The organism is Streptomyces sp. BYX5S (genome assembly GCF_054724165.1).
The window spans coordinates 2,100,723-2,124,779 of sequence record NZ_CM138829.1 but is presented as its reverse complement, the minus strand read 5'-3'; the positions used below and the strand labels follow the sequence as shown (position 1 = coordinate 2,124,779).

The 24,057-nt window shown below is 67.8% G+C and carries 20 protein-coding genes, 3 rRNA genes and 1 pseudogene; 10 read left to right on the top strand and 14 right to left on the bottom strand.

What is annotated here, in order from left to right; translation table 11 throughout:
* Nucleotides 1-46: 46 nt before the first annotated feature.
* A complete protein-coding gene (locus ACYBSK_RS09645; protein ID WP_460245785.1) occupies nt 47-1,072 on the top strand; it encodes an ABC transporter substrate-binding protein in 1,026 nt (341 codons plus the stop codon).
* Nucleotides 1,069-1,890 carry a siderophore-interacting protein gene (locus tag ACYBSK_RS09640; RefSeq protein ID WP_460245784.1) on the top strand — a complete coding sequence of 274 codons (822 nt, stop codon included), beginning with the start codon at nt 1,069-1,071 and terminating at the stop codon, nt 1,888-1,890. The genes ACYBSK_RS09645 and ACYBSK_RS09640 overlap by 4 nt, the downstream gene beginning before the upstream one ends.
* A gap of 121 nt (nt 1,891-2,011) precedes the next feature.
* Here the strand turns inward: ACYBSK_RS09640 and ACYBSK_RS09635 are convergent, their stop codons facing one another.
* Nucleotides 2,012-3,070 carry an HAD-IIA family hydrolase gene (locus ACYBSK_RS09635; protein WP_460245783.1) on the bottom strand — a complete coding sequence of 353 codons (1,059 nt, stop codon included), beginning with the start codon at nt 3,068-3,070 and terminating at the stop codon, nt 2,012-2,014.
* A 72-nt stretch (nt 3,071-3,142) separates the two neighbouring features.
* Here ACYBSK_RS09635 and ACYBSK_RS09630 point away from each other — a divergent pair, with 72 nt between their 5' ends.
* Nucleotides 3,143-4,444: a DUF1015 family protein gene (locus ACYBSK_RS09630; RefSeq protein WP_460245782.1), complete on the top strand. Its 1,302-nt coding sequence runs from the start codon at nt 3,143-3,145 to the stop codon at nt 4,442-4,444.
* Nucleotides 4,445-4,525: 81 nt separating this feature from the next.
* On the opposite strand, the gene ACYBSK_RS09625 is transcribed toward ACYBSK_RS09630, so the two are convergent.
* From ACYBSK_RS09625 to ACYBSK_RS09600, 6 genes are all read right to left on the bottom strand, one after another.
* Entirely contained in the window at nt 4,526-5,206 is a 681-nt protein-coding gene (locus ACYBSK_RS09625) for a hypothetical protein (RefSeq protein ID WP_457476463.1), read from the bottom strand.
* A complete protein-coding gene (locus ACYBSK_RS09620; protein WP_460245781.1) occupies nt 5,143-6,021 on the bottom strand; it encodes a hypothetical protein in 879 nt (292 codons plus the stop codon). The genes ACYBSK_RS09625 and ACYBSK_RS09620 overlap by 64 nt, the downstream gene beginning before the upstream one ends.
* A gap of 223 nt (nt 6,022-6,244) precedes the next feature.
* Nucleotides 6,245-6,361 (bottom strand): 5S ribosomal RNA (rrf, locus tag ACYBSK_RS09615).
* A gap of 135 nt (nt 6,362-6,496) precedes the next feature.
* A 23S ribosomal RNA gene (locus tag ACYBSK_RS09610) occupies nt 6,497-9,618 on the bottom strand.
* A gap of 309 nt (nt 9,619-9,927) precedes the next feature.
* Nucleotides 9,928-11,453 (bottom strand): 16S ribosomal RNA (locus ACYBSK_RS09605).
* Together the 16S, 23S and 5S rRNA genes form the textbook arrangement of a ribosomal RNA operon.
* Before the next feature lie 538 nt (nt 11,454-11,991).
* Nucleotides 11,992-12,633, bottom strand: a complete 642-nt coding sequence (locus tag ACYBSK_RS09600) for a DNA-3-methyladenine glycosylase (protein ID WP_460245780.1) — start codon at nt 12,631-12,633, stop codon at nt 11,992-11,994.
* A gap of 114 nt (nt 12,634-12,747) precedes the next feature.
* On the opposite strand from ACYBSK_RS09600, the gene ACYBSK_RS09595 reads away from it, so the two are divergent.
* The 3 genes from ACYBSK_RS09595 (at nt 12,748) to ACYBSK_RS09585 (ending at nt 14,819) form a co-directional block, all read left to right on the top strand.
* Complete coding sequence (locus ACYBSK_RS09595) at nt 12,748-13,530, top strand: sporulation protein (protein ID WP_457476460.1); 783 nt, start codon at nt 12,748-12,750, stop codon at nt 13,528-13,530.
* 66 nt (nt 13,531-13,596) lie between these two features.
* Nucleotides 13,597-14,139: a YbhB/YbcL family Raf kinase inhibitor-like protein gene (locus ACYBSK_RS09590; protein WP_460245779.1), complete on the top strand. Its 543-nt coding sequence runs from the start codon at nt 13,597-13,599 to the stop codon at nt 14,137-14,139.
* 173 nt (nt 14,140-14,312) lie between these two features.
* Entirely contained in the window at nt 14,313-14,819 is a 507-nt protein-coding gene (locus tag ACYBSK_RS09585; RefSeq protein WP_457476458.1) for an HNH endonuclease, read from the top strand.
* Between the two features lie 90 nt (nt 14,820-14,909).
* Here ACYBSK_RS09585 and ACYBSK_RS09580 read toward each other — a convergent pair whose 3' ends face one another.
* The 3 genes and pseudogenes from ACYBSK_RS09580 to ACYBSK_RS09570 all read right to left on the bottom strand — a co-directional run.
* Nucleotides 14,910-15,869: an SPFH domain-containing protein gene (locus ACYBSK_RS09580; RefSeq protein WP_457476457.1), complete on the bottom strand. Its 960-nt coding sequence runs from the start codon at nt 15,867-15,869 to the stop codon at nt 14,910-14,912.
* 136 nt (nt 15,870-16,005) lie between these two features.
* Nucleotides 16,006-16,440, bottom strand: coding sequence for an NfeD family protein (locus tag ACYBSK_RS09575; RefSeq protein WP_457476456.1), 435 nt, complete (start codon nt 16,438-16,440; stop codon nt 16,006-16,008).
* A gap of 338 nt (nt 16,441-16,778) precedes the next feature.
* Nucleotides 16,779-17,309, bottom strand: a pseudogene (locus ACYBSK_RS09570) (ABC transporter ATP-binding protein); the annotation flags it as partial.
* Nucleotides 17,310-17,474: 165 nt separating this feature from the next.
* Here ACYBSK_RS09570 and ACYBSK_RS09565 point away from each other — a divergent pair.
* Complete coding sequence (locus ACYBSK_RS09565; protein ID WP_457476455.1) at nt 17,475-18,257, top strand: hypothetical protein; 783 nt, start codon at nt 17,475-17,477, stop codon at nt 18,255-18,257.
* An 84-nt stretch (nt 18,258-18,341) separates the two neighbouring features.
* Here ACYBSK_RS09565 and ACYBSK_RS09560 read toward each other — a convergent pair whose 3' ends face one another.
* The 4 genes from ACYBSK_RS09560 to ACYBSK_RS09545 all read right to left on the bottom strand — a co-directional run bounded on the left by ACYBSK_RS09560 (nt 18,342) and on the right by ACYBSK_RS09545 (nt 20,959).
* Entirely contained in the window at nt 18,342-18,581 is a 240-nt protein-coding gene (locus ACYBSK_RS09560; protein ID WP_457476454.1) for a chaplin, read from the bottom strand.
* A gap of 204 nt (nt 18,582-18,785) precedes the next feature.
* A complete protein-coding gene (locus ACYBSK_RS09555) occupies nt 18,786-19,031 on the bottom strand; it encodes a chaplin (protein WP_457476453.1) in 246 nt (81 codons plus the stop codon).
* A gap of 148 nt (nt 19,032-19,179) precedes the next feature.
* Complete coding sequence (locus ACYBSK_RS09550) at nt 19,180-19,821, bottom strand: response regulator (RefSeq protein WP_460245778.1); 642 nt, start codon at nt 19,819-19,821, stop codon at nt 19,180-19,182.
* Entirely contained in the window at nt 19,814-20,959 is a 1,146-nt protein-coding gene (locus tag ACYBSK_RS09545) for a GAF domain-containing sensor histidine kinase (RefSeq protein WP_460245777.1), read from the bottom strand. Before ACYBSK_RS09545 ends, ACYBSK_RS09550 begins: the two co-directional genes overlap by 8 nt.
* Before the next feature lie 185 nt (nt 20,960-21,144).
* Between ACYBSK_RS09545 and ACYBSK_RS09540 the strand changes: the two genes are divergently transcribed.
* The 3 genes from ACYBSK_RS09540 (at nt 21,145) to ACYBSK_RS09530 (ending at nt 24,000) form a co-directional block, all read left to right on the top strand.
* The gene (locus ACYBSK_RS09540) at nt 21,145-21,840 is read left to right on the top strand and encodes an SDR family NAD(P)-dependent oxidoreductase (protein WP_460245776.1); all 696 of its coding nucleotides are present in this window, start codon (nt 21,145-21,147) and stop codon (nt 21,838-21,840) included.
* A complete protein-coding gene (locus tag ACYBSK_RS09535; RefSeq protein ID WP_460245775.1) occupies nt 21,840-22,922 on the top strand; it encodes an S-adenosylmethionine:tRNA ribosyltransferase-isomerase in 1,083 nt (360 codons plus the stop codon). The genes ACYBSK_RS09540 and ACYBSK_RS09535 overlap by 1 nt, the downstream gene beginning before the upstream one ends.
* A 322-nt stretch (nt 22,923-23,244) precedes the next feature.
* The gene (locus ACYBSK_RS09530) at nt 23,245-24,000 is read left to right on the top strand and encodes a transglycosylase SLT domain-containing protein (protein WP_457476448.1); all 756 of its coding nucleotides are present in this window, start codon (nt 23,245-23,247) and stop codon (nt 23,998-24,000) included.
* The last annotated feature ends 57 nt before the right edge of the window (nt 24,001-24,057 follow it).

Here is a 24,057-nt window from a genome sequence, read left to right as displayed (position 1 = left end):
CCCTGCAATTCGGCCACATCCCGCTGCACGGAGAGAAGCATCTCCCATGCCTCCTGCCTCATCTCGCACGGCCCCCGCTCCACGACGGCGCGCGCTGCTCTCGGCGGGCGGGGCGGTCGGCCTCGGTGCACTGCTCACCGCGTGCGGTGAGGACAAACCCGCCGACTCCAAGGATGCCAAAGCCTGGTCGTTCAAGGACGACCGCGGCAGGACGGCGCGGACCGGGGACACCCCGCGCCGCCTCGTCGCGTACATCGGCGCGGCCGCCGCCCTGCACGACCTCGGCGTCGAGTGCACCGGCGTCTTCGGCCCGACCACGCTCAAGAACGGCGAGCCCGACATCCAGGCCGCGGACATCGATGTCGACAAAGTGACCATCATCGGCAACAAGTGGGGCCAGTTCAGCGTGGAGAAGTACGCGGCCCTCGATCCGGACCTGCTCATCACGACGATGAACGAGCCGCCGGCCCTCTGGTACGTCCCCCAGGAGTCCGCCAAGAAGATCGAGTCGCTCGCTCCGAGCGTCGGCATCCTCACCGGCAGGACGTCCCTGACCGGCGCCATCGGCCGGTTCGCCGAACTCGCCGAGGCCCTCGGCGCGGACCTGAAGGCGGCGAAGGTGACGGCGGCGAGGAAGCGCTTCGAGGACGCCTCGGAGACCCTGCGCCGCGCCGCCCGCGCGAACCGCGGCCTGAGAGTGCTCGCGGTCGCCGCGACCCCGGACCTCCTCTACGTCGGCAACCCGGACGACTTCACGGACCTGCGCCACTACCGCTCCCTCGGCGTCGAGTTCGTGACGCCGAAGTCCACGGCCGACGGCGGCTTCTTCCAGGAGGTCGGCTGGGAGAACGCGGACCGGTACGCCGCCGACCTCGTCCTCGTCGACCGCCGCACCGGCAACCTCCAGCCCGCCGACCTGAAGAAGTCCAAGCCGACGTGGGCGAAGCTGCCCGCCGTCCGCGCGGGCCAGGTCGCGCCGTGGCTGAACGAGGCCCAGTTCAGTCACGCCGGATACGCGCCCCTGATCGAGCAGCTCGCCCACTCCATCGAAACGTCGGAGAAGACCGCATGACGACCACCACCACGCGCCCCGCCTCCTCCACCGCGGCCCCCTTCGACTTCTTCGACGTGCACGTCCTGCGCGTCCTCCACCTCACCCCGTCGATGATCCGGGTGGTCTTCGGCGGCGCGGACCTGACCCGTATGAGGTCGGCGGGCCGCGACCAGCGCATCAAGCTCTTCCTGCCGGCGGCCGGCCACGACGTCCCGCTGATCCCCGACAACAGCGACGGCAACTGGTACCCCGCCTGGCAGGCCCTCGACCCGGCCACCCGCGCCATCATGCGTACGTACACGATCCGCGACCTGACCCTCGACCCGGCCGAGCTGACGGTCGACTTCGCCACGCACGGCGACGCCGGACCGGCCTCCCGCTGGGTCCTGCGCGCCCGCCCCGGCGACCGCGTCTCGGTCCTCGCCCCGGTCGTCGAGGACAACGTCGCGTACGAGTTCCGCCCGCCGCGGGACACGGAGTGGGTCCTGCTGTCGGCCGACGGCTCGGCGCTCCCGGCGGTGGCGGCCATCCTGGAACACCTGCCCCGCGACCTCCCGGTCCGCGCGTGGATCGAGGGCGACCGCCAGCCGCTGACGACCGGGCCGAACGTCGAGGTCACCTGGCTGACGCCCGGGGAATCCCCGGTCGAAGCGATCCGCGAAGCCACCCTCCCGCAAGGGCTCCCCTACGCCTGGGTGGCCGGCGAATCCTCCACGGTCAAGGCCATCCGCCGCCACCTGGTCACGGACCGCGCCATCGACCGCAAGCGCATCAACTTCTCGGGCTACTGGCGCAAGGGCGCGTCGGAGGACAACCTATTGGAGACATCGGCCTGAAGACGGCCCCCCAGGGGCGCGAGGAACTGCGCAATCCTTTGGGGGGCAAGGGGGCGCAGCCCCCAGGGACGGGACGGGAAGGGGCGGCGGGGGCGACATCCCAACCAGCCCTCAGGCCGCGCTACAACCCCAACCGCGCCACGGCCTTCCCCGCATCCAGGTCACACACCCCGTCCCCCGCAGCGTTCCACGCCACCCCGCACAACGCCCTCAACCCATCAATCGGCGCCCCCTCCCCCTCAATCCGCAACTCCCCGTCCCCGACGGAGGCAGTCCAGCCACCACACCGAACCCCACCCTCGACCTCAACGACCTCCGGCTGCCCGGTCAACAGCCCCCGCAGATCCACATCCACATACGTCGGCCGATGCTCCGGCGGCGCCGCAAGCAGCTGCACCGCATCCGTCACCCCGGTGAGCACGAGCAGCGAATCCACACCCCCGTTGAACGCCCCCTCGATATCGGTGTCGAGCCGGTCCCCCACCACCAGCGGCGTCTTCGCCCCGGTCCGCAGAATCGTCTCCCGGTGCATCGGAGGCAACGGCTTCCCCGCGATCTGCGGCTCGGCCCCCGTCGCGATCCGGACGACTTCCACCGCCGCCCCGTTCCCCGGCGCGATGCCCCGCGCGCTGGGGATCGTCAGGTCGGTATTGGAGGCGAACCAGGGAACGCCCCGCGCGATGGCGTAGCAGGCCTCGGCGAACCGCCCCCAGGCCATGTCGGGCCCACCGAACCCCTGCACGACAGCGGCCGGATCGTCGTCGGCGGAGTCCACCGGCATGAGCCCCCGCTCCCGCAGCGCCACCCGCAGCCCCTCGCCGCCGATCACCAACACCCGCGCGCCACTGGGCACTTGCTCACTGATGAGCCGCGCGACGGCCTGCGCCGACGTGATGACGTCATCGGCCCCGGTCGGAATCCCCAGCTCGGTCAGATGCTCGGCCACCGTGTCCGGCGTCCGCAGCGCGTTGTTCGTGACGTACGCCAGCGCCATCCCGCCCTCGCGTGCCACGGCCAGCGACTCCACGGCATGCGCGATGGCCCGCCCGCCCGCGTACACGACCCCGTCGAGATCGAGCAGCGCGGTGTCGTACGCCTCGTGCAACGCCCGCGCGCTGCCACCGGGCCGCAGCCGAACCCCACCGTCGGCCGCCGCGCCCGCCCTGTCGCCCTGGCTCATTCCGCATCGCTCCTCGCTAGATCCCAGTCCCCCGATCATCCCCCACGCCACTGACACTCGTACGATGCCCGCATGAACACTGCAGGTCGCACGGCACAGACGGGCACCAACGGCCTGGACCTGATCCCGTTCAGGGGCGTCCGCTACGTCCCGGAACGGGTCGGCAGCCTGGCCGCCGTGACCTCACCCCCGTACGACGTGGTCGTACGGCCCGACGGACTGCTGCACCTGGAGAACGCGGACCCGCACAACATCGTCCGTCTGATCCTGCCGCAGGCCCTGGAGCCCCAGGCCCGCAACGACCTGGCGGCCACCACCCTGCACCGCTGGCTCACCGAGGGCATCCTCGCCCCGGACACCGAACCGGCCCTCTACGTGTACGAGCAGCGCAACGGCGACATGCTCCAGCGCGGCATCATCGGCGCCCTCCACCTCTCCGAGGCCTCCGAGGGTGTGGTGCTGCCCCACGAGGACGTCATGCCGCATGTGGTCGAGGACCGCGCCGGCCTGATGCGGACGACCGCCGCCAACTTCGAGCCGCTCCTGCTGACCTACCGGGGCAACGGCAACGCGACCGGCGCCACCGCGGTCATCGAACGCACCGCCAACAAGGCTCCGCTCCTCGCCACGACCACCGAGGACGGCTACAGCCACCGCCTCTGGTCGCTCACGGACCCCGACGACCAACGCCAGGTCCACGACGACCTCGCCGCCCACCAGGCCCTGATCGCGGACGGCCACCACCGCTGGGCCACCTACCTGCGCCTGCGCACCGAACACCCGGCGACCGGCGAGAGCCCCTGGGACTACGGCCTGGTCCTCCTGGTCGACACGGCCCGCTACCCGCTGCGCGTCCGCGCCATCCACCGCCTCATGGGCCGCCTCCCCCTCGACCGGGCATTGGCGGCGGTCCGCCCCCACTTCCGTGTCCGCGAGGTCGCGGGCCCCCTCCCGCACGCCATGGACGCCCTGGCCCAGGCATCCGCCGACGGCAACGCGTTCCTCCTGACCGGCACCGAGGACACCTACCACCTCCTGGACCGCCCGGACCCGGCACTCCTGGACCGTACGATCCCGGCCGACCGCCCCGAGGCCTGGCGCACGCTCGACGCGACGGTCCTGCACTCCACGCTCCTCGCCCACGTCTGGGAGATCCCCGAGGACTCCCCCGCCGACATCGCGTACATCCACGACCCCGAGGCGACGGTCGAGAAGGTGCGCCGCGACGGCGGCACGGCCGTCCTGATGCACCCCGTCCGCGAGGAGGTCGTCCGTGAGCTGGCCCGCCAGGGCGTGACGATGCCCCGCAAGTCCACGTCCTTCGGCCCGAAACCGGCCACGGGCCTGGTCCTGCGCACACTGACGGACGACTGACCGCCGTCGAGAACACCGAACAGAAACAGAAACGGGCGGGTGGGCTCCCCGAAAGGGAACCCACCCGCCCGTCACACGGTTCTACTCGCGCCCGGACTCCGGACCCGTCGCCCCGTCGTCCTCACTGTCGTCGAAGGCGTCGACGAACTCGACACCGTCCAGCTCGGCCAGCCGGTCGGACGCGTCGGTGCTGCCGTCCTTGTCGGACTCGACGGCCTTCGCGAACCACTCCCGCGCGTCGTCCTCACGCCCGGCCTCCAGCAGCGCGTCGGCGTACGCGTAGCGCAGTCGCGCGGTCCACGGCTGGTTGGAGTTCGAGGCCAGCTCGGGGCTCTGCAGCGTCACGATGGCGGCGTCGAGCTGCCCCATGTCGCGCCGCGCACCGGCGGCCACGAGCCGCATCTCGACCTGCCCGGCCTTGTCCAGCTTCGAGACCTCGGGGGCCCCGGCCATGTCGAGCGCCTTCTCGGGCCGCCCGAGCCCACGCTCGCAGTCGGCCATGAGCGGCCACAGGTCCACGTTCCCGGTCATCCGCCGCGCGGCCCGGAACTCGGCGAGCGCCTCGCTGTACTTCTGGTTCCCGTACGCGGCGAACCCGGCGGCCTCCCGCACGGCGGCGACCCGCGAGGCGAGACGCAGCGCGATCCTGGAGTACGCGTAGGCGCCCTCGGGGTCCTCGTCGATCAGCCGCGCCACCATCACGAGGTTCTTGGCGACGTCCTCGGCAAGCCCCTTCGGCAGCGACTGGAGCTCCTGCTGCACGTCCTTGTCGAGCTCGCCCCCGGAGACGTCCTCCGGAATCGGCAGCCGCTTGATCGGCTCACGGTCCCGCTCCCGCTCGTCACGGAACCGCGACCCACCGCCACGCCGGTCGTCCCGACGGTCACCACGCCTGTCGTCCCGCCGGTCGTCCCGTCCACGGAAGCCACCGGGCCGCCCGCCCCGGTCGTCCCGCCGCGGCCCACGATCCCGGTAACGATCGCGGTTCCCGTACGGACGGTCATCGCGACGGTCGTCCCGCCGGAACCCACCACCACGATTGTCATCGCGCCGGTCATCCCGACGCGGCCCACGATCCCGATCCCGATCCCGGTCCCGATTCCCGTACGAACGGTCATCCCGCCGGTCGTCCCGCCGGAACCCACCACCACGATTGTCATCGCGCCGGTCATCCCGACGCGGCCCACGATCCCGATCCCGATCCCGGTCCCGATTCCCGTACGAACGGTCATCCCGCCGGTCGTCCCGCCGGAACCCACCACCACGATTGTCGTCACGCCGATCGTCCCGACGCGGCCCACGATCCCGGTCACGGTCACGGTCGTCACGACGGTGCGAGGAGGGCCGGCCCCGGTCCCGGTCCCCGTAGGAACGGTCATCCCGCCGGTCGTCCCGCCGGAACCCACCGCCACGGTTGTCGTCACGACGGTCGTCACGGCGGAAGCCGCCACCACGGTTGTCATCGCGCCGGTCGTCGCGCCGCGGACCACGGTCCCGATCGCGGTCGCGGTCGCGGTCGTCGCGGCGGTAGGTGGGACGCTCACGGTCACCATCCCGCCGGTCACGGCGCGGGCCACCGTTGCCGCGGTACCCGCCCCGGTCACCACTGTCCCGGCGGCGCTGATCGCGCTCCGGACGGTCGTCGGGAGAGTTGGTGGCCATCGGTTGACTCCTGTCTTCGGTACCGCAGTCATTCTTGCGCAGCCGGGGTGCCGGCGCGCTCCGGGAAGAACTCTGGAAAAACAAAAAGGACCCTTGGTCCCAGCATGTGTGCCGGGACCAAGGGTCCTCTCAAAAATAGTTCGGCGGCGTCCTACTCTCCCACAGGGTCCCCCCTGCAGTACCATCGGCGCTGTGAGGCTTAGCTTCCGGGTTCGGAATGTAACCGGGCGTTTCCCTCACGCTATGACCACCGAAACCCTTTCAGACGCCCCTCAAAAGGGACATGTGAACAGGGCGGCGAACTAGCACACTCTTCAATTGAATAAGTGAAACTGTTCTGCCAGCACAACTGTTCGTTGTCTGGGAACAACACAGTGGACGCGAGCAACTGAGGACAAGCCCTCGGCCTATTAGTACCAGTCACCTCCACCCGTTACCGGGCTTCCAGATCTGGCCTATCAACCCAGTCGTCTACTGGGAGCCTTACCCCATCAAGTGGGTGGGAATACTCATCTCGAAGCAGGCTTCCCGCTTAGATGCTTTCAGCGGTTATCCCTCCCGAACGTAGCCAACCAGCCATGCCCTTGGCAGAACAACTGGCACACCAGAGGTTCGTCCGTCCCGGTCCTCTCGTACTAGGGACAGCCCTTCTCAATATTCCTGCGCGCACAGAGGATAGGGACCGAACTGTCTCACGACGTTCTAAACCCAGCTCGCGTACCGCTTTAATGGGCGAACAGCCCAACCCTTGGGACCGACTCCAGCCCCAGGATGCGACGAGCCGACATCGAGGTGCCAAACCATCCCGTCGATATGGACTCTTGGGGAAGATCAGCCTGTTATCCCCGGGGTACCTTTTATCCGTTGAGCGACGGCGCTTCCACAAGCCACCGCCGGATCACTAGTCCCGACTTTCGTCCCTGCTCGACCCGTCGGTCTCACAGTCAAGCTCCCTTGTGCACTTACACTCAACACCTGATTACCAACCAGGCTGAGGGAACCTTTGGGCGCCTCCGTTACCCTTTGGGAGGCAACCGCCCCAGTTAAACTACCCATCAGACACTGTCCCTGATCCGGATCACGGACCCAGGTTAGACATCCAGCACGACCAGAGTGGTATTTCAACGACGACTCCACAACCACTGGCGTGGCCGCTTCACAGTCTCCCACCTATCCTACACAAGCCGAACCGAACACCAATATCAAACTGTAGTAAAGGTCCCGGGGTCTTTCCGTCCTTCTGCGCGAAACGAGCATCTTTACTCGTAGTGCAATTTCACCGGGCCTATGGTTGAGACAGTCGAGAAGTCGTTACGCCATTCGTGCAGGTCGGAACTTACCCGACAAGGAATTTCGCTACCTTAGGATGGTTATAGTTACCACCGCCGTTTACTGGCGCTTAAGTTCTCAGCTTCGCCACACCGAAATGTGACTAACCGGTCCCCTTAACGTTCCAGCACCGGGCAGGCGTCAGTCCGTATACATCGCCTTACGGCTTCGCACGGACCTGTGTTTTTAGTAAACAGTCGCTTCTCGCTGGTCTCTGCGGCCACCCCCAGCTCAGAGTGCAAGACTCATCACCAGACGTGGCCCCCCTTCTCCCGAAGTTACGGGGGCATTTTGCCGAGTTCCTTAACCATAGTTCACCCGAACGCCTCGGTATTCTCTACCTGACCACCTGAGTCGGTTTAGGGTACGGGCCGCCATGAAACTCGCTAGAGGCTTTTCTCGACAGCATAGGATCATCCACTTCACCACAATCGGCTCGGCATCAGGTCTCAGGCACAAGCTGTCCGGATTTACCTAGACAGCGCCCTACACCCTTACCCCGGGACAACCACCGCCCGGGCTGGACTACCTTCCTGCGTCACCCCATCGCTCACCTACTACCAGCTTGGACCGGCGGCTCCACCACTCCGAACCACGTCAAAGACGAGGACGGCGGTTTCACGGCCTTAGCATCACTGGATTCGATGTCTTTCGCGTCACAGCGGGTACCGGAATATCAACCGGTTATCCATCGACTACGCCTGTCGGCCTCGCCTTAGGTCCCGACTTACCCTGGGCAGATCAGCTTGACCCAGGAACCCTTAGTCAATCGGCGCACACGTTTCTCACGTGTGAATCGCTACTCATGCCTGCATTCTCACTCGTGAACCGTCCACAACTACCTTCCGGTGCTGCTTCACCCGGCACACGACGCTCCCCTACCCATCACAGCCTCCGTTGGGAGTATTGCTGCAATGACACGACTTCGGCGGTACGCTTGAGCCCCGCTACATTGTCGGCGCGGAATCACTTGACCAGTGAGCTATTACGCACTCTTTCAAGGGTGGCTGCTTCTAAGCCAACCTCCTGGTTGTCTCTGCGACTCCACATCCTTTCCCACTTAGCGTACGCTTAGGGGCCTTAGTCGATGCTCTGGGCTGTTTCCCTCTCGACCATGGAGCTTATCCCCCACAGTCTCACTGCCGCGCTCTCACTTACCGGCATTCGGAGTTTGGCTAAGGTCAGTAACCCGGTAGGGCCCATCGCCTATCCAGTGCTCTACCTCCGGCAAGAAACACACGACGCTGCACCTAAATGCATTTCGGGGAGAACCAGCTATCACGGAGTTTGATTGGCCTTTCACCCCTAACCACAGGTCATCCCCCAGGTTTTCAACCCTGGTGGGTTCGGTCCTCCACGAAGTCTTACCTCCGCTTCAACCTGCCCATGGCTAGATCACTCCGCTTCGGGTCTTGAGCGCGCTACTATACCGCCCTATTCGGACTCGCTTTCGCTACGGCTTCCCCACACGGGTTAACCTCGCAACACACCGCAAACTCGCAGGCTCATTCTTCAAAAGGCACGCAGTCACGAGAACCAAGCAAGCTTGGTTCCGACGCTCCCACGGCTTGTAGGCACACGGTTTCAGGTACTATTTCACTCCGCTCCCGCGGTACTTTTCACCATTCCCTCACGGTACTATCCGCTATCGGTCACCAGGGAATATTTAGGCTTAACGGGTGGTCCCGCCAGATTCACACAGGATTTCTCGGGCCCCGTGCTACTTGGGTGTCTCTCAAACGAGCCGCTGACGTTTCAGCTACGGGGGTCTTACCCTCTACGCCGGACCTTTCGCATGTCCTTCGCCTACATCAACGGTTTCTTACTCGTCCCATCGCCGGCAGACGATGGAAGAGAGATCCCACAACCCCGCACACGCAACCCCTGCCGGGTCTCACACGTATACGGTTTGGCCTCATCCAGTTTCGCTCGCCACTACTCCCGGAATCACGGTTGTTTTCTCTTCCTGCGGGTACTGAGATGTTTCACTTCCCCGCGTTCCCTCCACACTGCCTATATATTCAGCAGCGGGTGACAGCCCATGACGACTGCCGGGTTTCCCCATTCGGAAACCCCCGGATCAAAGCCTGGTTGACGACTCCCCGGGGACTATCGTGGCCTCCCACGTCCTTCATCGGTTCCTGGTGCCAAGGCATCCACCGTGCGCCCTTAAAAACTTGGCCACAGATGCTCGCGTCCACTGTGCAGTTCTCAAACAACGACCAACCACCCATCACCCCGAACCTTCCGGTTCGAGTGCACTGGGGCCGGCATCGAGGATCGGGACAAGCCCGTGCCCTCAGACACCCAACAGCGTGCCCGACACCCTCGCCCCTCCATCTCGCTTTCCACGCCGAAGCAGTACTCGCGACCAGAGCAGGTCAAGTGTGCCGAATAATCAACGTTCCACCCATGAGCAACCACCGTCGAACGTTTGCCGACGTAATGGCCCTGGACCACCGGGCAAGCCCGGCAGCCTAGATGCTCCTTAGAAAGGAGGTGATCCAGCCGCACCTTCCGGTACGGCTACCTTGTTACGACTTCGTCCCAATCGCCGGTCCCACCTTCGACAGCTCCCTCCCACAAGGGGTTGGGCCACCGGCTTCGGGTGTTACCGACTTTCGTGACGTGACGGGCGGTGTGTACAAGGCCCGGGAACGTATTCACCGCAGCAATGCTGATCTGCGATTACTAGCAACTCCAACTTCATGGGGTCGAGTTGCAGACCCCAATCCGAACTGAGACCGACTTTTTGAGATTCGCTCCACCTTGCGGTATCGCAGCTCATTGTATCGGCCATTGTAGCACGTGTGCAGCCCAAGACATAAGGGGCATGATGACTTGACGTCGTCCCCACCTTCCTCCGAGTTGACCCCGGCGGTCTCCTGTGAGTCCCCATCACCCCGAAGGGCATGCTGGCAACACAGAACAAGGGTTGCGCTCGTTGCGGGACTTAACCCAACATCTCACGACACGAGCTGACGACAGCCATGCACCACCTGTACACCGACCACAAGGGGGCGCCCATCTCTGGACGTTTCCGGTGTATGTCAAGCCTTGGTAAGGTTCTTCGCGTTGCGTCGAATTAAGCCACATGCTCCGCTGCTTGTGCGGGCCCCCGTCAATTCCTTTGAGTTTTAGCCTTGCGGCCGTACTCCCCAGGCGGGGCACTTAATGCGTTAGCTGCGGCGCGGACAACGTGGAATGTTGCCCACACCTAGTGCCCACCGTTTACGGCGTGGACTACCAGGGTATCTAATCCTGTTCGCTCCCCACGCTTTCGCTCCTCAGCGTCAGTAATGGCCCAGAGATCCGCCTTCGCCACCGGTGTTCCTCCTGATATCTGCGCATTTCACCGCTACACCAGGAATTCCGATCTCCCCTACCACACTCTAGCTAGCCCGTATCGACTGCAGACTCGGGGTTAAGCCCCGAGCTTTCACAATCGACGTGACAAGCCGCCTACGAGCTCTTTACGCCCAATAATTCCGGACAACGCTTGCGCCCTACGTATTACCGCGGCTGCTGGCACGTAGTTAGCCGGCGCTTCTTCTGCAGGTACCGTCACTTTCGCTTCTTCCCTGCTGAAAGAGGTTTACAACCCGAAGGCCGTCATCCCTCACGCGGCGTCGCTGCATCAGGCTTTCGCCCATTGTGCAATATTCCCCACTGCTGCCTCCCGTAGGAGTCTGGGCCGTGTCTCAGTCCCAGTGTGGCCGGTCGCCCTCTCAGGCCGGCTACCCGTCGTCGCCTTGGTGAGCCATTACCTCACCAACAAGCTGATAGGCCGCGGGCTCATCCTTCACCGCCGGAGCTTTTAACCCACCCCCAGGAGGAGGAGAGTGTTATCCGGTATTAGACCTCGTTTCCAAGGCTTGTCCCAGAGTGAAGGGCAGATTGCCCACGTGTTACTCACCCGTTCGCCACTAATCCACCCCGAAGGGCTTCATCGTTCGACTTGCATGTGTTAAGCACGCCGCCAGCGTTCGTCCTGAGCCAGGATCAAACTCTCCGTGAATGTTTCCCCGTAATCGGGGTGACACCACGAGAGCGGAACAGTCGGAGGAATAATCCGACCGTTCACAGCGTCCTCGCTGTGTGCCTTCCGAAGAAGGACTTTTCAAAGGAACCTCGTCCCAGCGGATGCTGGAGACGGGGTATCAACATATCTGGCGTTGATTTTTGGCACGCTGTTGAGTTCTCAAGGAACGGACGCTTCCTTTGTACTTACCCTCTCGGGCTTTCCTCCGGGCGTTTCCCTTCGGTATTTCGTGTTTCCAACCCTACCAGATCCGTTTTCCGTTCCGTTTCCGGTTCGGAATTCATTTCCGGTGGCCGTTGGAGGGCCTTTGCCTTTCGGCGTGTCCACTACGTTAACCGAATCTCCCGGCAACTCATAATCGAGTCCGACGAGTTCGAATTACGGCGTGTGAGCACGCCGAAGAGACCCCGTCGAGGGAAGTCGTAGCTAGTGGTTTGGCCGCTTCCGGTGGTCGGCTGAGAGCCGGATCCGGTTTCAGCGGCTCGGGCCACATTACGGATCCCCCAGGGGCGCGTCAAGTTGAGCGGCGACGGGGAGTGTGGGCCCGATAGGGGCTCACCGTCGGGTCGTTGGCGACCCAGAAGCGCCAGGGGTGGACGCCGCCCTCGCCGGAGACTCCGGTGCGCGGACCGTTGCGTACCTGGTCGGCGGGTACGGGAGTGCCGTGCAGGACCGTCAGTGCGGAGTCGGTGGTGGCGCAGGCGTCGGTGCCGTCCAGGGCGCGGTCCACGCCGAGGGCCGTGGCCAGGCGGGCAGGGCCTTTGGCCAGTTCCTTGTCGTGACGGGCCGAAAGTCGACGTTTGCGGGCCAGTTCGGCGCCCGCGGTGATCTCGCCGGCGCGGAGCAGTACGGCGCTGGCTCTCCCCTCCTCGCCGCAGACCAGGTTCATGCAGTGCCACATCCCGTACGTGAAGTAGACGTACACGTAGCCGGGCGGACCGAACATCACGTCGTTGCGGGCGGTGCGTCCGCGGAAGGCGTGGGAGCCGGGGTCGTTCGCGCCGTCGTAGGCCTCCACCTCTGTGAGGCGGACCTCGATCGGTCCGTCGGGGGAGTTGCGGACGAGGGTGCGTCCGAGAAGGTCGGGGGCGACGTCCAGGACGGGTCGGTCGAAGAACTCCCGTCCGAGGGGCGTACGGTCAGGGGCCGCGATCATGCCCTCCGAGGGTAGTGGAGCGGGTGGGACGGGGCTCGGCGGAACCGGGCGCGGGTGTCCCGCGTTTGTAGTCAGCAGTATCAGCAGTGGTTCGCACACGGAGGAGATCGGGTCATGGGGTTCAAGCGGCTGTTGGCGAGTCTGGGTGCGGGCGGTGCGTCCGTGGAGACGGTGCTCACCGAGGTCAATGTCGTACCCGGTGGTGTCGTTCAGGGTGAGGTGCGGATCCAGGGCGGGTCGGTCGACCAGGAGATCGAGGGGCTGTCCGTCGGTCTTCAGGCGCGTGTCGAGGTCGAGGGCGCCGACCAGGAGACCAAGCAGGACATCGAGTTCACCAAGGTGCGGCTCGGGGGTGCCTTCGAGCTGAAGGCCGGGGCCGTGCACGCCGTTCCGTTCGGGCTCGAGATTCCGTGGGAGACGCCCGTCACGACGATCGACGGGCAGCAGCTGCGCGGCATGAACATCGGGGTGACGACCGAACTGGAGATCGCGCGGGCCGTGGACTCCGGTGACCTCGACCCGATCAACGTGCACCCCCTGCCGTCCCAGCAGGCGCTGCTCGACGCCTTCATCCGGCTCGGCTTCCGGTTCAAGAGCGCGGACATGGAGCGCGGTCACATCCGTGGGACGCGGCAGAAGCTGCCGTTCTACCAGGAGATCGAGTTCCACCCGCCGCAGCAGTACCGGGGCCTCAACCAGGTCGAGTTGAGCTTCGTGGCCGACGACCGGGAGATGGACGTCGTCCTGGAGATGGACAAGAAGCCGGGGCTGTTCAGCGAGGGCAGCGACACGTTCCGGTCGTTCGTCGTCGGGCACCACGACTTCCAGGGCACGGACTGGTCGGCGTACCTGCACCAGTGGCTGTCCGAGGTCGGCAGCAAGAAGAACTGGTTCTAGGGTTTCCGGAGCAGGGTCGGCAGGCCCTGTGGAGCCAGTGATTCCGTAGATCCAGGAGGTGTCGTTGTGACCGAGCAGCCCCAGAGGGCTTCGCTTCCTCATGACTTTCATCCGCAGGTGCCGTCGTTCACCGTCGTGAGCCAGGACTTCGAGCCGGGCGGGACGCTGGACGACGCGCAGGTGTACGCGGCCGGGAACACGTCGCCGCACCTGCGGTGGGAGGGCTTCCCGGCGGAGACGAAGAGCTTCGCCGTGTCGTGCTTCGACCCGGACGCGCCGACCGGCAGCGGGTTCTGGCACTGGAGCGTGTTCGACATCCCGGCCTCGGTGACCGAGCTCCCGGTGGGCGCCGGCAGCGGCAAGTTCGAGGGGCTTCCTGAGGGTGCCGTGCAGGTGCGCAACGACTACGGGACGAAGGAGTTCGGGGGCGCCGCGCCGCCTCCCGGGGATCCCGCGCACCGGTATGTGTTCACCGTGTACGCGGTGGACCAGGAGAAGCTCGGTCCGGATTCGGACGCTTCTCCTGCTTTCGTCGGCTTCAACCTGCGGTTCCACACGATCGCCCGCGCTCAGGTCATCGCCGAGTACGGGGCGCCCGCCGAAGGCTGAGCCTCAGCCCAGCGTTCACGGAACGTTTGCCCGCCCCTGGTCATGGAATTGATCAGGGGCGGGCATTTTTTGCGTGGGGCCACAGTTAATGCGTTGTCCATCTCGGCGTGCACGGCCAGAGTTGACGCACGGACGCCGAGGGGTGATCCGGTGCGCAACGGGAGGTGGGCAGGGTGCGAGACACATTGGTGCTGAACGCGAGCTTCGAGCCGCTCTCCACGGTGACGCTCAATCGAGCCGTCGTCTTGGTGCTGCAGGACAAGGCCGTGGTCGAGCAGTCCCACCCCGAGCTGCGCATGCGCGGTGCGGCGATCGACATCCCGGTGCCCCGGGTGATCAGGCTGTGCAGGTACGTCCGGGTGCCGTTCCGAAGACGCGCGCCGTGGTCGAGGCGGGGCGTGCTGGTGCGGGACCAGCACCGGTGTGCGTACTGCGGCAAGCGGGCGACGACCGTGGACCACGTGGTGCCGCGCTCGCAGGGCGGTGCGGACTCCTGGCTGAACACGGTGGCGTCCTGTGCCGACGACAACCACCGCAAGGCGAACCGGACACCCGAGCAGGCGGGGATGCCGTTGCTGCGGCAGCCGTTCGAGCCGACGCCGGCGGACGCGATGCTGCTGTCGCTCGGCGCGGGTGGCCGGAGCGGGCTGCCGGAGTGGCTGGCGACGACCGCAGCGTAGGGACGCGTAGGCGCGCGTAGAGACGTGCGAGGCATGAGCGAGGGCCCGCAGACCGGGTGGTCGGCGGGCCCTCGTGGTGTCTCGGTGGCCCTAGTCGATCGGGGGCTGTTCGCGGCGCGGCTGGGGCGGCGCCGGCATCACCGGCGGCGTCTTCGCGTCACTGCCGCCGCCCGGTGTGGCGCCGAAGTTGCCGAACGCGCCCGAGAGGCCCTTGAGGGCGTCGCCGATCTCGCTGGGGACGATCCAGAGCTTGTTGGCGTCGCCCTCGGCGATCTTCGGCAGCATCTGGAGGTACTGGTACGAGAGCAGCTTCTGGTCCGGGTCTCCGGCGTGGATGGACTCGAAGACCGTGCGGATGGCCTGTGCTTCACCCTCGGCGCGCAGGGCCGCGGCCTTGGCCTCACCCTCGGCCTTGAGGATCGCGGACTGCTTCTCACCCTCGGCGGTGAGGATCTGCGACTGCCGGATGCCCTCCGCGGTGAGGATCGCGGCGCGCTTGTCACGGTCGGCGCGCATCTGCTTCTCCATCGAGTCCTGGATGGAGGTGGGCGGCTCGATCGCCTTGAGCTCGACGCGGTTGACGCGGATGCCCCACTTGCCGGTGGCCTCGTCGAGGACGCCGCGCAGGGCCGCGTTGATCTCCTCGCGGGAGGTCAGGGTCCGCTCCAGGTCCATGCCACCGATGATGTTGCGCAGGGTGGTGACGGTGAGCTGCTCGATGGCCTGGATGTAGCTGGCGACCTCGTAGGTGGCGGCCCGCGCGTCGGTCACCTGGTAGTAGATGACCGTGTCGATGTTGACCACCAGGTTGTCCTGGGTGATCACCGGCTGGGGCGGGAAGGGTACGACCTGCTCGCGGAGGTCGATGCGGTTGCGGATCGAGTCGATGAACGGGACCACGATGTTCAGGCCCGCGTTCAAGGTGCGTGTGTAGCGGCCGAATCGCTCCACGATGGCGGCGCTGGCCTGCGGGATGACTTGGATGGTCTTGATCAGGGCGATGAAGACCAACACCACCAGAATGATCAGGACGATGATGATCGCTGACATCGAGTCTCCCGTGCCCCTCGTACCGTTCGTACCGTCGTGGTCCCGGCGCCCTCGCGCCGGAAAGATCATGAGGTCTTGCGCGTCGAGTGTGTCAGAACTGCCCACGTGACGGGGCTGGTTCGGGCCACATCCGGGTTCAGATGACGATCGCCGTGGCGCCTTCGATCTCGACCACGTCGACCTGGCGGCCGGGCTCGAACGTCGCGTCCGCGTCGAGGGAGCGGGCCGACCAGATCTCGCCGCCCAGTTTGATCCGGCCGCCCTCCTGGCCGTCGACCCGTTCGACGACGACGGCCTGTTTGCCCTTCAACGCGTCGACGCCCGTCGCGAGTTCGGGTTTCTGGGCGCGGTGCCGGTTGGCCACGGGTCGTACGACCGCGATGAGCGCGCAGGAGACGGCCGCGAAGACGATCACTTGGAGGACCACACCGCCGCCCATGCCCGCCGTGACGGCGCCCGCTACGGCTCCGACGGCGAGCATGCCCAGTTCGGGCATGGCGGTGATGACGAGGGGGATTCCGAGTGCGGCCGCCCCGATCAGCCACCACACCCATGCGTCGATGTCTGCCACATGACCATGGTAGATCCGCAACTCCCGCGCGGACAGAGGCCGTCCGGCTCGCACGGGGGCATGCGGGGCGCTCAGCTCAGGGGCAGGCCGGTGGCGGTCCAGCGGCCGTTGCTCTCCTCGACGACCAGCGGGAGGCCGAAGCACTTGGAGAGGTTGCGGGAGGTGAGCTCGAGCTCGATGGGGCCCGCGGCGAGGATCCGGCCCTGGCGGATCATCAGGACGTGCGTGAAGCCGGGGGCGATCTCCTCGACGTGGTGCGTGACCATGATCATCGAGGGGGCGATCGGGTCGCGGGCGAGGCGGCCGAGGCGGCGCACCAGGTCCTCGCGGCCGCCGAGGTCGAGGCCCGCGGCGGGCTCGTCGAGGAGCAGCAGCTCGGGGTCGGTCATGAGGGCGCGGGCGATCAGGGTGCGCTTGCGCTCTCCTTCGGAGAGCGTCCCGAACTTGCGGTCCAGGTACTCGTTCATGCCGAGGCGGTCGAGGAAGGCGCGGGCGCGCTGCTCGTCCACGTCCTCGTACTGCTCCTGCCAGCCGGCCGTCATGCCGTACGCGGCGGTGAGCACGGTCTGCAGGACGGTCTGCCGCTTGGGCAGCTTGTCGGCGAGCGCGATGCCGGCGACGCCGATGCGCGGGCGCAGTTCGAAGACGTCCGTGCCGGGCTTGCCGAGGGTCTCGCCGAGGATCGTGGCGGTGCCCCTGCTCGGGTAGAGGTAGCTCGAGGCGAGGTTCAGGAGGGTGGTCTTGCCGGCGCCGTTGGGTCCGAGGATGACCCAGCGCTCCCCCTCCTTCACCGACCAGGAGACCTGGTCCACCAGAGCCCGGCCCTCGCGGACCACGGATACGTCCTCCAGCTCCAGTACATCGCTCATGAGCGCGTTGTCTCCCATTGCAGTCTCGTCTGTTCGCCGCGTCCGTCGTGCCTTCACAGTTTTCCTGCTCGGCGCGGCCCCCAGGGAAAACCTACGCCACTGCCCCTGTGGTCCATTCCATCGGTCGGGCTTTCGGTGTCTTTGCGGGCTTCTAAGGTGGGGCGCATGCTCACTGAACCACGCTCCGGACGCCTTGCGGCATGGGGAAATGCCCTTCTTGGTGGATTTGTCGCGCCTGATGACGCGGCCCTCGCGATCGTCGGCGAGGACGCGTCGCACCGTGTGGCGGGTCTGCCCGGCGAGGACGCGCCGGTCGGTCTGACGCTCGCGCTCGGCCGCCTGCGGGCGCTCGGCGCGAGCGGGCTGCGGGTGGCGCTGCCCGCGCCGGGCCATCCGCTGGGTCTGAGCGGGCCGCCGGAGTTCAACGCGCGGGCCCTGGAGGCCGAGGAGGCGGTGGTCTGTCACGGCGCCGCGCTGGGGCTCGTGCCGGAGGTGTACGAGGCCGGTCCCGAGGGCGATGTGCACGTCGAGGTGGTGTGGCACTGCCTTCCGGTGCGGGAGGCGCCGCCGGCGGACGTGCCCTCGCTCGGAGAGGCCGAGCGGGAGCTGGCGGAGGCGCTGCGGGAGGCGACCGAGGTGCTGACGCGGCTCGACGTGGCGGGGTCCGGGCCGGTGGCCGAGGCCGCCGTGGACGCGTACCGGGCGCGGGCGGAGCGGGGGCGCGAGGCGCTGGCGCCGGGGTACCCGGGGCGCGCGGTGCGGGTGCTCGAACTGGCGCAGCGGGTCGGCCTGCTGGTCTCCGTGGCGTACGAGAGCGGGCACGGCGGCGCGGTGAGCGCGTCGGAGATGGGGGCGCGGGCGCTGGCGCTGCGGCCGGTGGAGCGGACGGCGCGGCGTGCGCAGGTGGCGGCGTACAACGCGTTCGTGGAGGAGCGGGAGCGGGGCTGAGGGGCGGCGCCCTGCCGGGGACGCGGGAAGGCCCCCACGGACCGGGTCCGTGGGGGCCTTCCTGTGCCTCAGGGGCGGCGAACCTCAGTTGTTCACCGCGGTGTTGCCGAACGCCGGGTTCAGCAGGCCGATCACGTTGACGCTGTTGCCCGAGGCGTTGACCGGGACGTGGACCGGAACCTCGACAGCGTTGCCCGAGCCGACGCCCGGGGACTGCACGGCCGCGCCGTGGGCGTCGGCGTCGGCGAAGGCAGCGCCGGCGGAGGCACCCGCGGCGAGACCGGCAACGGTGACGGCCAGGGCGGCCTTCTTGGCGATGTTCATGAGAAGCGTTCCTCCATGTATGGCGTTCCGACCCCAGCCGCGGGGCCGCACGCTGGGAAACGCGTGAGGCGGGTGAGGGACACGGGGTGAATCTTCGATGCGCCCGATTGGATCAATGGAATCGAAGATTCGATCCATGCGTGCGTGCCGACATGCGACCGCCCCCTCGGGTACTCCCAAGGGGGCGGTGGGCGTGCGTCTGCGTCAGCCGTTGAAGCCGTGGTTCGCGAACGCCGGGTTCAGGGCGCCGATCACCGTGACGGTGTTGCCCACGGCGTTCACCGGGATGTGGATCGGAGCCTGGACCAGGTTGCCCGAGCCGACGCCCGGGGACTGGACGGCCTGGCCGTGGGCGTGCGCACCGTCGGTGGCAGAGGCGAGACCGGCACCGGTGACGACCAGGCCACCGGCCACGAGGGTGACAGCCGCGGCCTTCTTCAGGTTCTTCACTTCTGGATCCTCCTAGCGATCGCCGCGGCGGGAGCGCCGCAGCACGCACTGGAGAACGCGGCCCGCCGCGAACGGATACGCCATACGGGCGACATATACACGACGGTATGAATCTCAGAACGGAGTGGAACCCTCCGCCCCGACGCGCTCAGCCCGTGACGCCGTGCCGGACCGCCCACAGCGCGGCCTGCGTGCGGTCCGCCAGGTCGAGCTTCATCAGGATGTTCGAGACGTGGGTCTTCACCGTCTTCTCGGAGAGGACGAGGGCGCGGGCGATCTCCCGGTTCGAGCGGCCGTCGGCGATCAGGCCGAGCACCTCGCGCTCGCGCTCGGTGAGGGAACCGCCCCTCCCCTGCCCGCTGTTGGTCTCCTCCTGGGCGAGCAGGGCGCCCGCCACCTCGGGCTGGAGCAGGATGTGGCCCGCGTGCACGGAGCGGATGGCGCCGGCCAGGGCGTCGGGGTCGACGTCCTTGTATACGTAACCGGCGGCTCCCGCGCGCAGGGCCGGTACCACCGTGCGCTGCTCGGTGAAGCTGGTGACGATCAGGACCTTGGCCGGGTTGGCGAGTTCGCGCAGCCGGCGCAGTGCGTCGACGCCGTCCATGACCGGCATCTTGACGTCCATGAGGACGACGTCGGGCTTCAGCTCCTCGGCGCGGTCGACCCCCTCGGCGCCGTCCGCCGCCTCGCCGACGACCTCGATGTCGCCCTGCACTTCGAGGAAGGTGCGCAGGCCCCGGCGGACGACCTGGTGATCGTCGACCAGCAACACCTTGATTGGGTCAGCCACCGGGGACCTCCATCTCGATCGTGGTGCCCTTGCCGGGCGCCGATTCCACTGCGAGCCTGCCGCCGACGCCGCTGGAGCGGTCGCGCATGGAGACGAGGCCCAGGTGGCGGCCCGCGCTGCGGATCGCCTGCGGGTCGAAGCCCGTCCCGTCGTCGGTGACGCGCAGCACCGCGCCCTGGCCGCGCTTGTCGAGCGTGACCCGGACCTTCTCGGCCCCGGAGTGGCGCAGCGCGTTGTGCAGCGCCTCCTGGGCCACGCGCAGCAGCGCCTCCTCCTGGGTGGCGGGCAGCGCCTTGAGGCCGCTGGTGGTGAAGGTGACGTGCGCCGAGTGGGCGCGGTCGAGCACCTGGGCCTGGGTGCGCAGGGTGGCCACGAGGCCGTCCTCGTCGAGGGCGGCGGGACGCAACTCGACGACGGCGGCCCGCAGTTCGTCCGCCGCCTCCGCAGCGAGCCCCGCCACGTGGCTCAACTCCCCCTTCGCGCGCGCGGGATCGCGGTCCACGAGGGCCGCCGCGGCCTGCGCGGTCAGGCGCAGGGAGAAGAGCTTCTGGCTCACCGCGTCGTGCAGCTCGTGGGCGATCCGGGAGCGCTCCTCGGCGATGGTGAGCTCGCGGCTGCGCTCGTACAGGCGGGCGTTGGTGAGCGCGATGGCGGCGTGCTGGGCGAGGATGCCGAGCAGTTCCTCGTCGTCCTGGGTGAAGCCGCAGCCGCCCTGCGGTTTCGGGCACCGCTTGTTGGCGAGGAAGAGCGCGCCGATGGTCTCCTCGCCGTCCTTGATGGGCAGGCCGAGGAAGTCGGACATGTCCGGGTGGGCGGCGGGCCAGCCCTCGAAGCGGGGGTCCTCGCGGACGTCGGCGAGGCGCTCGGTCCTCGCGTCGCGGAGCATCGCGGCGAGGATGCCGTGCTGGCGCGGCAGCGGGCCGATGGCCCGCCACTGCTCCTCGCTGACGCCGTCGACCACGAACTGGGCGAAGCCGCCGTGGTCGTCGGGCACGCCGAGCGCCGCGTACTCGGCGTCGAGCAGCTCGCGGGCCGAGGCGACGATCGTCTTGAGGACGTCGCGCACCTCGAGGTGCCTGCTCATGGCGAGGAGCGCGGCGCTGACCGCGGCCAGCCCCGTGCGTGGACCCTGACTCATGACCTCACCGTACCGGCGGGGTGTGACAGCCGGATCGGACCGGCGGCGGCCGGCGACTAGGTCCCTCGGCGTAGGGCGAAGGACCTTGCGTTGTTGCTGCTCGGGCACGAGGTGGCGGGGCCGCCCGGGTTCCTACGTTGAGGACACGACGCACGACGGACGACGTACGCAAGGGGACGGTTGTCATGACGGTAGCGATCATCACGGGGGCCTCGCGGGGGTTCGGGAAGGCGTTCGCCACGGCTCTGGCCGAGCGCGGCTGGGACCTGGTCCTGGACGCGCGCTCCGCGGGGCCGCTGGAGGAGGTCGCCGAGCGGTTGCGCGCGTACGGCGGGGCGGTGGCGGCCGTGCCGGGGGATGTCGCGGACGGCGGGCACCGCGCGGAACTGGTCGCGGCAGCGCGGGAGTTGGGTGGGCTCGACCTGCTGGTGAACAACGCGGGGGTGCTGGGCGCGGAGCCGCTGGTGCCGCTGGCCGGGCACGCGCTGGACGACTTCCGCAGGGCCCTGGAGGTCAATGTGGTGGCACCGCTCGGGCTGCTCCAGGAGGCGCTGCCGCTGCTGCGCGAGTCCCCCGCGGGGACGGTGATCGGCATGAGTTCGGACGCGGCCACGGAGGCGTACCCCACGTGGGGCGGCTACGGGGCGACGAAGGCGGCGCTCGACCGGCTCGTGGCCGTGCTCGCGGTGGAGGAGCCGGGCCTGCGCGTGTGGGCGGTCGATCCGGGCGGGATGCGGACGCAGATGCTGGCGGCGGCCGAGCCGGACGAGGACCTGAGCGGGGTGCCGCGCCCCGAGGACGTGGTCCCCGCCTTCCTGGGCCTTCTGGACCGGCGTCCCGCGAGCGGCCGGTACGCGGCCCCGTCGCTCGTGGAGGCGTGATGGCGCTGGCGCTGCGGGTGCCCGAGGAGCTGTCGGCGCGGGTCCCGGCCGAGCAGCGGGGGCCCGGTCGGGACAGAGCGTCGGTGCGCCTGCTGGTGTCGCGCGGCACCGAGGTCGCGCACCACCGGTTCGCCGAGCTGCCGTCCGTGCTGCGGGCCGGGGATCTGCTCGTCGTCAACACCTCCCCCACCTTGGCGGCCGCCGTGGACGGAACGCTCGGCCACGCGCGCGTGGTGGTGCACGTGTCGACGCGCGGCGACGACGGGCGCTGGGCGGTGGAGCTGCGGGAGCCGGACGAGCGGGGCACGACGCGGCCGCGCGCCGGGGGTCCGGCGGGGACGGTGGTGGCGCTCCCGGGCGGTGTACGGCTGGTCTGGGAGGAGCCGTTGGCGGCCGGGAGCGAGCGGCTGTGGTGGGTGCGGGCGACGGGGGACGTGGCGGCGGCGCTGGGCCGGTACGGGCGGCCGATCCGGTACGCTCACACGGAGCGGGACCAGCCGCTGGACGTCTATCAGACGGTGTTCGCGTTGCCGTACGCGGACGGGGCGGGCAGTGCGGAGATGCCGAGTGCGGCGCGGCCCTTCACGGAGGCTGTCGTGTCGCGGCTGGTGAGCCGGGGCGTGCAGTTCGCGCCCATCACGCTGCACACGGGGGTGGCGTCGGCCGAGTCGCACGAGCCTCCTTATGCGGAGCGTTTCGAGGTTCCGGAGGCGTCGGCGCGGCTGATCAACGCGGCGCGGGCCGCGGGGCAGCACGTCATAGCGGTGGGGACGACCGCCGTGCGGGCCGTGGAGTCCGCCGTCGACGGGGCCGGGGTCGTGCGGGCGGCGCGCGGCTGGACGGAGCTCGTCGTGACGCCGGAGCGCGGGGTGCAGGTGGTGGACGGGCTGCTGACCGGGCTGCACGAGCCGGAGGCGTCCCATCTGCTGATGCTGGAGGCGGTGGCGGGGCGGGCCGCGGTGGACCGTGCGTACGAGGAGGCGTTGCGGGGGCGCTACCTGTGGCACGAGTTCGGGGACGTGCACCTCATCCTTCCGGAGGAGAGGGCTCACGCAGAGCGTTGCAGTGGCAACTGCGGGTGAGTTTCACAGTGAGGGGATGTGACGCCGCGCATAGGGCCCACGTCACGTACGAAGGCCCCTAGTGGATGACTGCGGGACCTAAGTCCCATGGTCGCACCGGGACAGGAAGTCGGACATCGGCTTCCTGTCCCTTTTCGTGTGCCCCCGCTCCACTACCCGGCTTCGTACGTCACACCTTTGCCTCGGCATTTTGCGGCCGCTAAGAATGTCCAGCGTTGCTCGGCGCCGCGGTGGTCTACCCGCGGCGTTCGTGTCGTAAACACGAGAGCCCGGTCCCCCGGTCGGCGAGTGACTTCCGTTCTTAGAGAGGTCCCCGTTTCTCATGTCCAAGCACAGCCTTCCCGGCCATAGTCAGCTGACCCGAGGCCACAAGTTCTCGCTCGGTGGTGTCGCCGTTCTCGGTGCCGCCGCCCTCGCGGTGACGCTGGTTCCGGGTCACGACACCGAGGCGACCGCCAAGGACGAGACGGTCGCCGCCGCCCCGGTCGCGTTCACCACGCAGGCCGGTGCGAAGCAGATCAAGGACGTGCACGCCAGCGTCACGGACCAGCAGGCCGCCGCCAGCGAGAAGGCCAAGCAGGCCGAGGCCAAGGCGAAGGCCCGCAAGGAGGCCGAGGAGAAGAAGAAGGCCGAGGCCGAGGAGAAGGCCAAGGCGAAGGCCGAGGCCGAGGCCAAGGCGAAGGCCGAAGCGGAGGCGAAGAAGGAGCGCGAGGCCCAGGAGGCCGCCGCCCGCGCCGCCGCCCGCAAGCCCGTCTACGCCAACAACCTCGACGGCTGGATCAAGGAATCCCTCGCCATCATGAAGGACAAGGGCATTCCGGGTTCGTACGACGGCCTGCACCGCAACATCATGCGCGAGTCCGGCGGCGACCCGAACGCGGTCAACGGCACGGACATCAACGCCCAGAACGGCACGCCCTCCAAGGGCCTGCTCCAGGTCATCCAGCCGACCTTCGACGCGTACCACGTCGACGGCACGGCCAACAATCTGACCGACCCGGTGGCCAACATCGTGGCGGCGGCGAACTACGCGGCCGACAAGTACGGCTCGATCGACAACGTGGACAGCGCGTACTGATTCCTGTAGTCGGGACCTCCAGGTCCGGCACTCGCTGATCCCCCACGGCACGAAGGG

Bases quoted from the DNA above. Each gene is read 5' to 3' on its own strand.
- ACYBSK_RS09645 (WP_460245785.1), top strand. From the start codon at position 47: ATGCCTCCTGCCTCATCTCGCACGGCCCCCGCTCCACGACGGCGCGCG.
- ACYBSK_RS09640 (WP_460245784.1), top strand. From the start codon at position 1,069: ATGACGACCACCACCACGCGCCCCGCCTCCTCCACCGCGGCCCCCTTC.
- ACYBSK_RS09635 (WP_460245783.1), bottom strand. From the start codon at position 3,070: ATGAGCCAGGGCGACAGGGCGGGCGCGGCGGCCGACGGTGGGGTTCGG.
- ACYBSK_RS09630 (WP_460245782.1), top strand. From the start codon at position 3,143: ATGAACACTGCAGGTCGCACGGCACAGACGGGCACCAACGGCCTGGAC.
- ACYBSK_RS09600 (WP_460245780.1), bottom strand. From the start codon at position 12,633: ATGATCGCGGCCCCTGACCGTACGCCCCTCGGACGGGAGTTCTTCGAC.
- ACYBSK_RS09595 (WP_457476460.1), top strand. From the start codon at position 12,748: ATGGGGTTCAAGCGGCTGTTGGCGAGTCTGGGTGCGGGCGGTGCGTCC.
- ACYBSK_RS09580 (WP_457476457.1), bottom strand. From the start codon at position 15,869: ATGTCAGCGATCATCATCGTCCTGATCATTCTGGTGGTGTTGGTCTTC.
- ACYBSK_RS09565 (WP_457476455.1), top strand. From the start codon at position 17,475: ATGCTCACTGAACCACGCTCCGGACGCCTTGCGGCATGGGGAAATGCC.
- ACYBSK_RS09560 (WP_457476454.1), bottom strand. From the start codon at position 18,581: ATGAACATCGCCAAGAAGGCCGCCCTGGCCGTCACCGTTGCCGGTCTC.
- ACYBSK_RS09545 (WP_460245777.1), bottom strand. From the start codon at position 20,959: ATGAGTCAGGGTCCACGCACGGGGCTGGCCGCGGTCAGCGCCGCGCTC.
- ACYBSK_RS09540 (WP_460245776.1), top strand. From the start codon at position 21,145: ATGACGGTAGCGATCATCACGGGGGCCTCGCGGGGGTTCGGGAAGGCG.
- ACYBSK_RS09535 (WP_460245775.1), top strand. From the start codon at position 21,840: ATGGCGCTGGCGCTGCGGGTGCCCGAGGAGCTGTCGGCGCGGGTCCCG.
- ACYBSK_RS09530 (WP_457476448.1), top strand. From the start codon at position 23,245: ATGTCCAAGCACAGCCTTCCCGGCCATAGTCAGCTGACCCGAGGCCAC.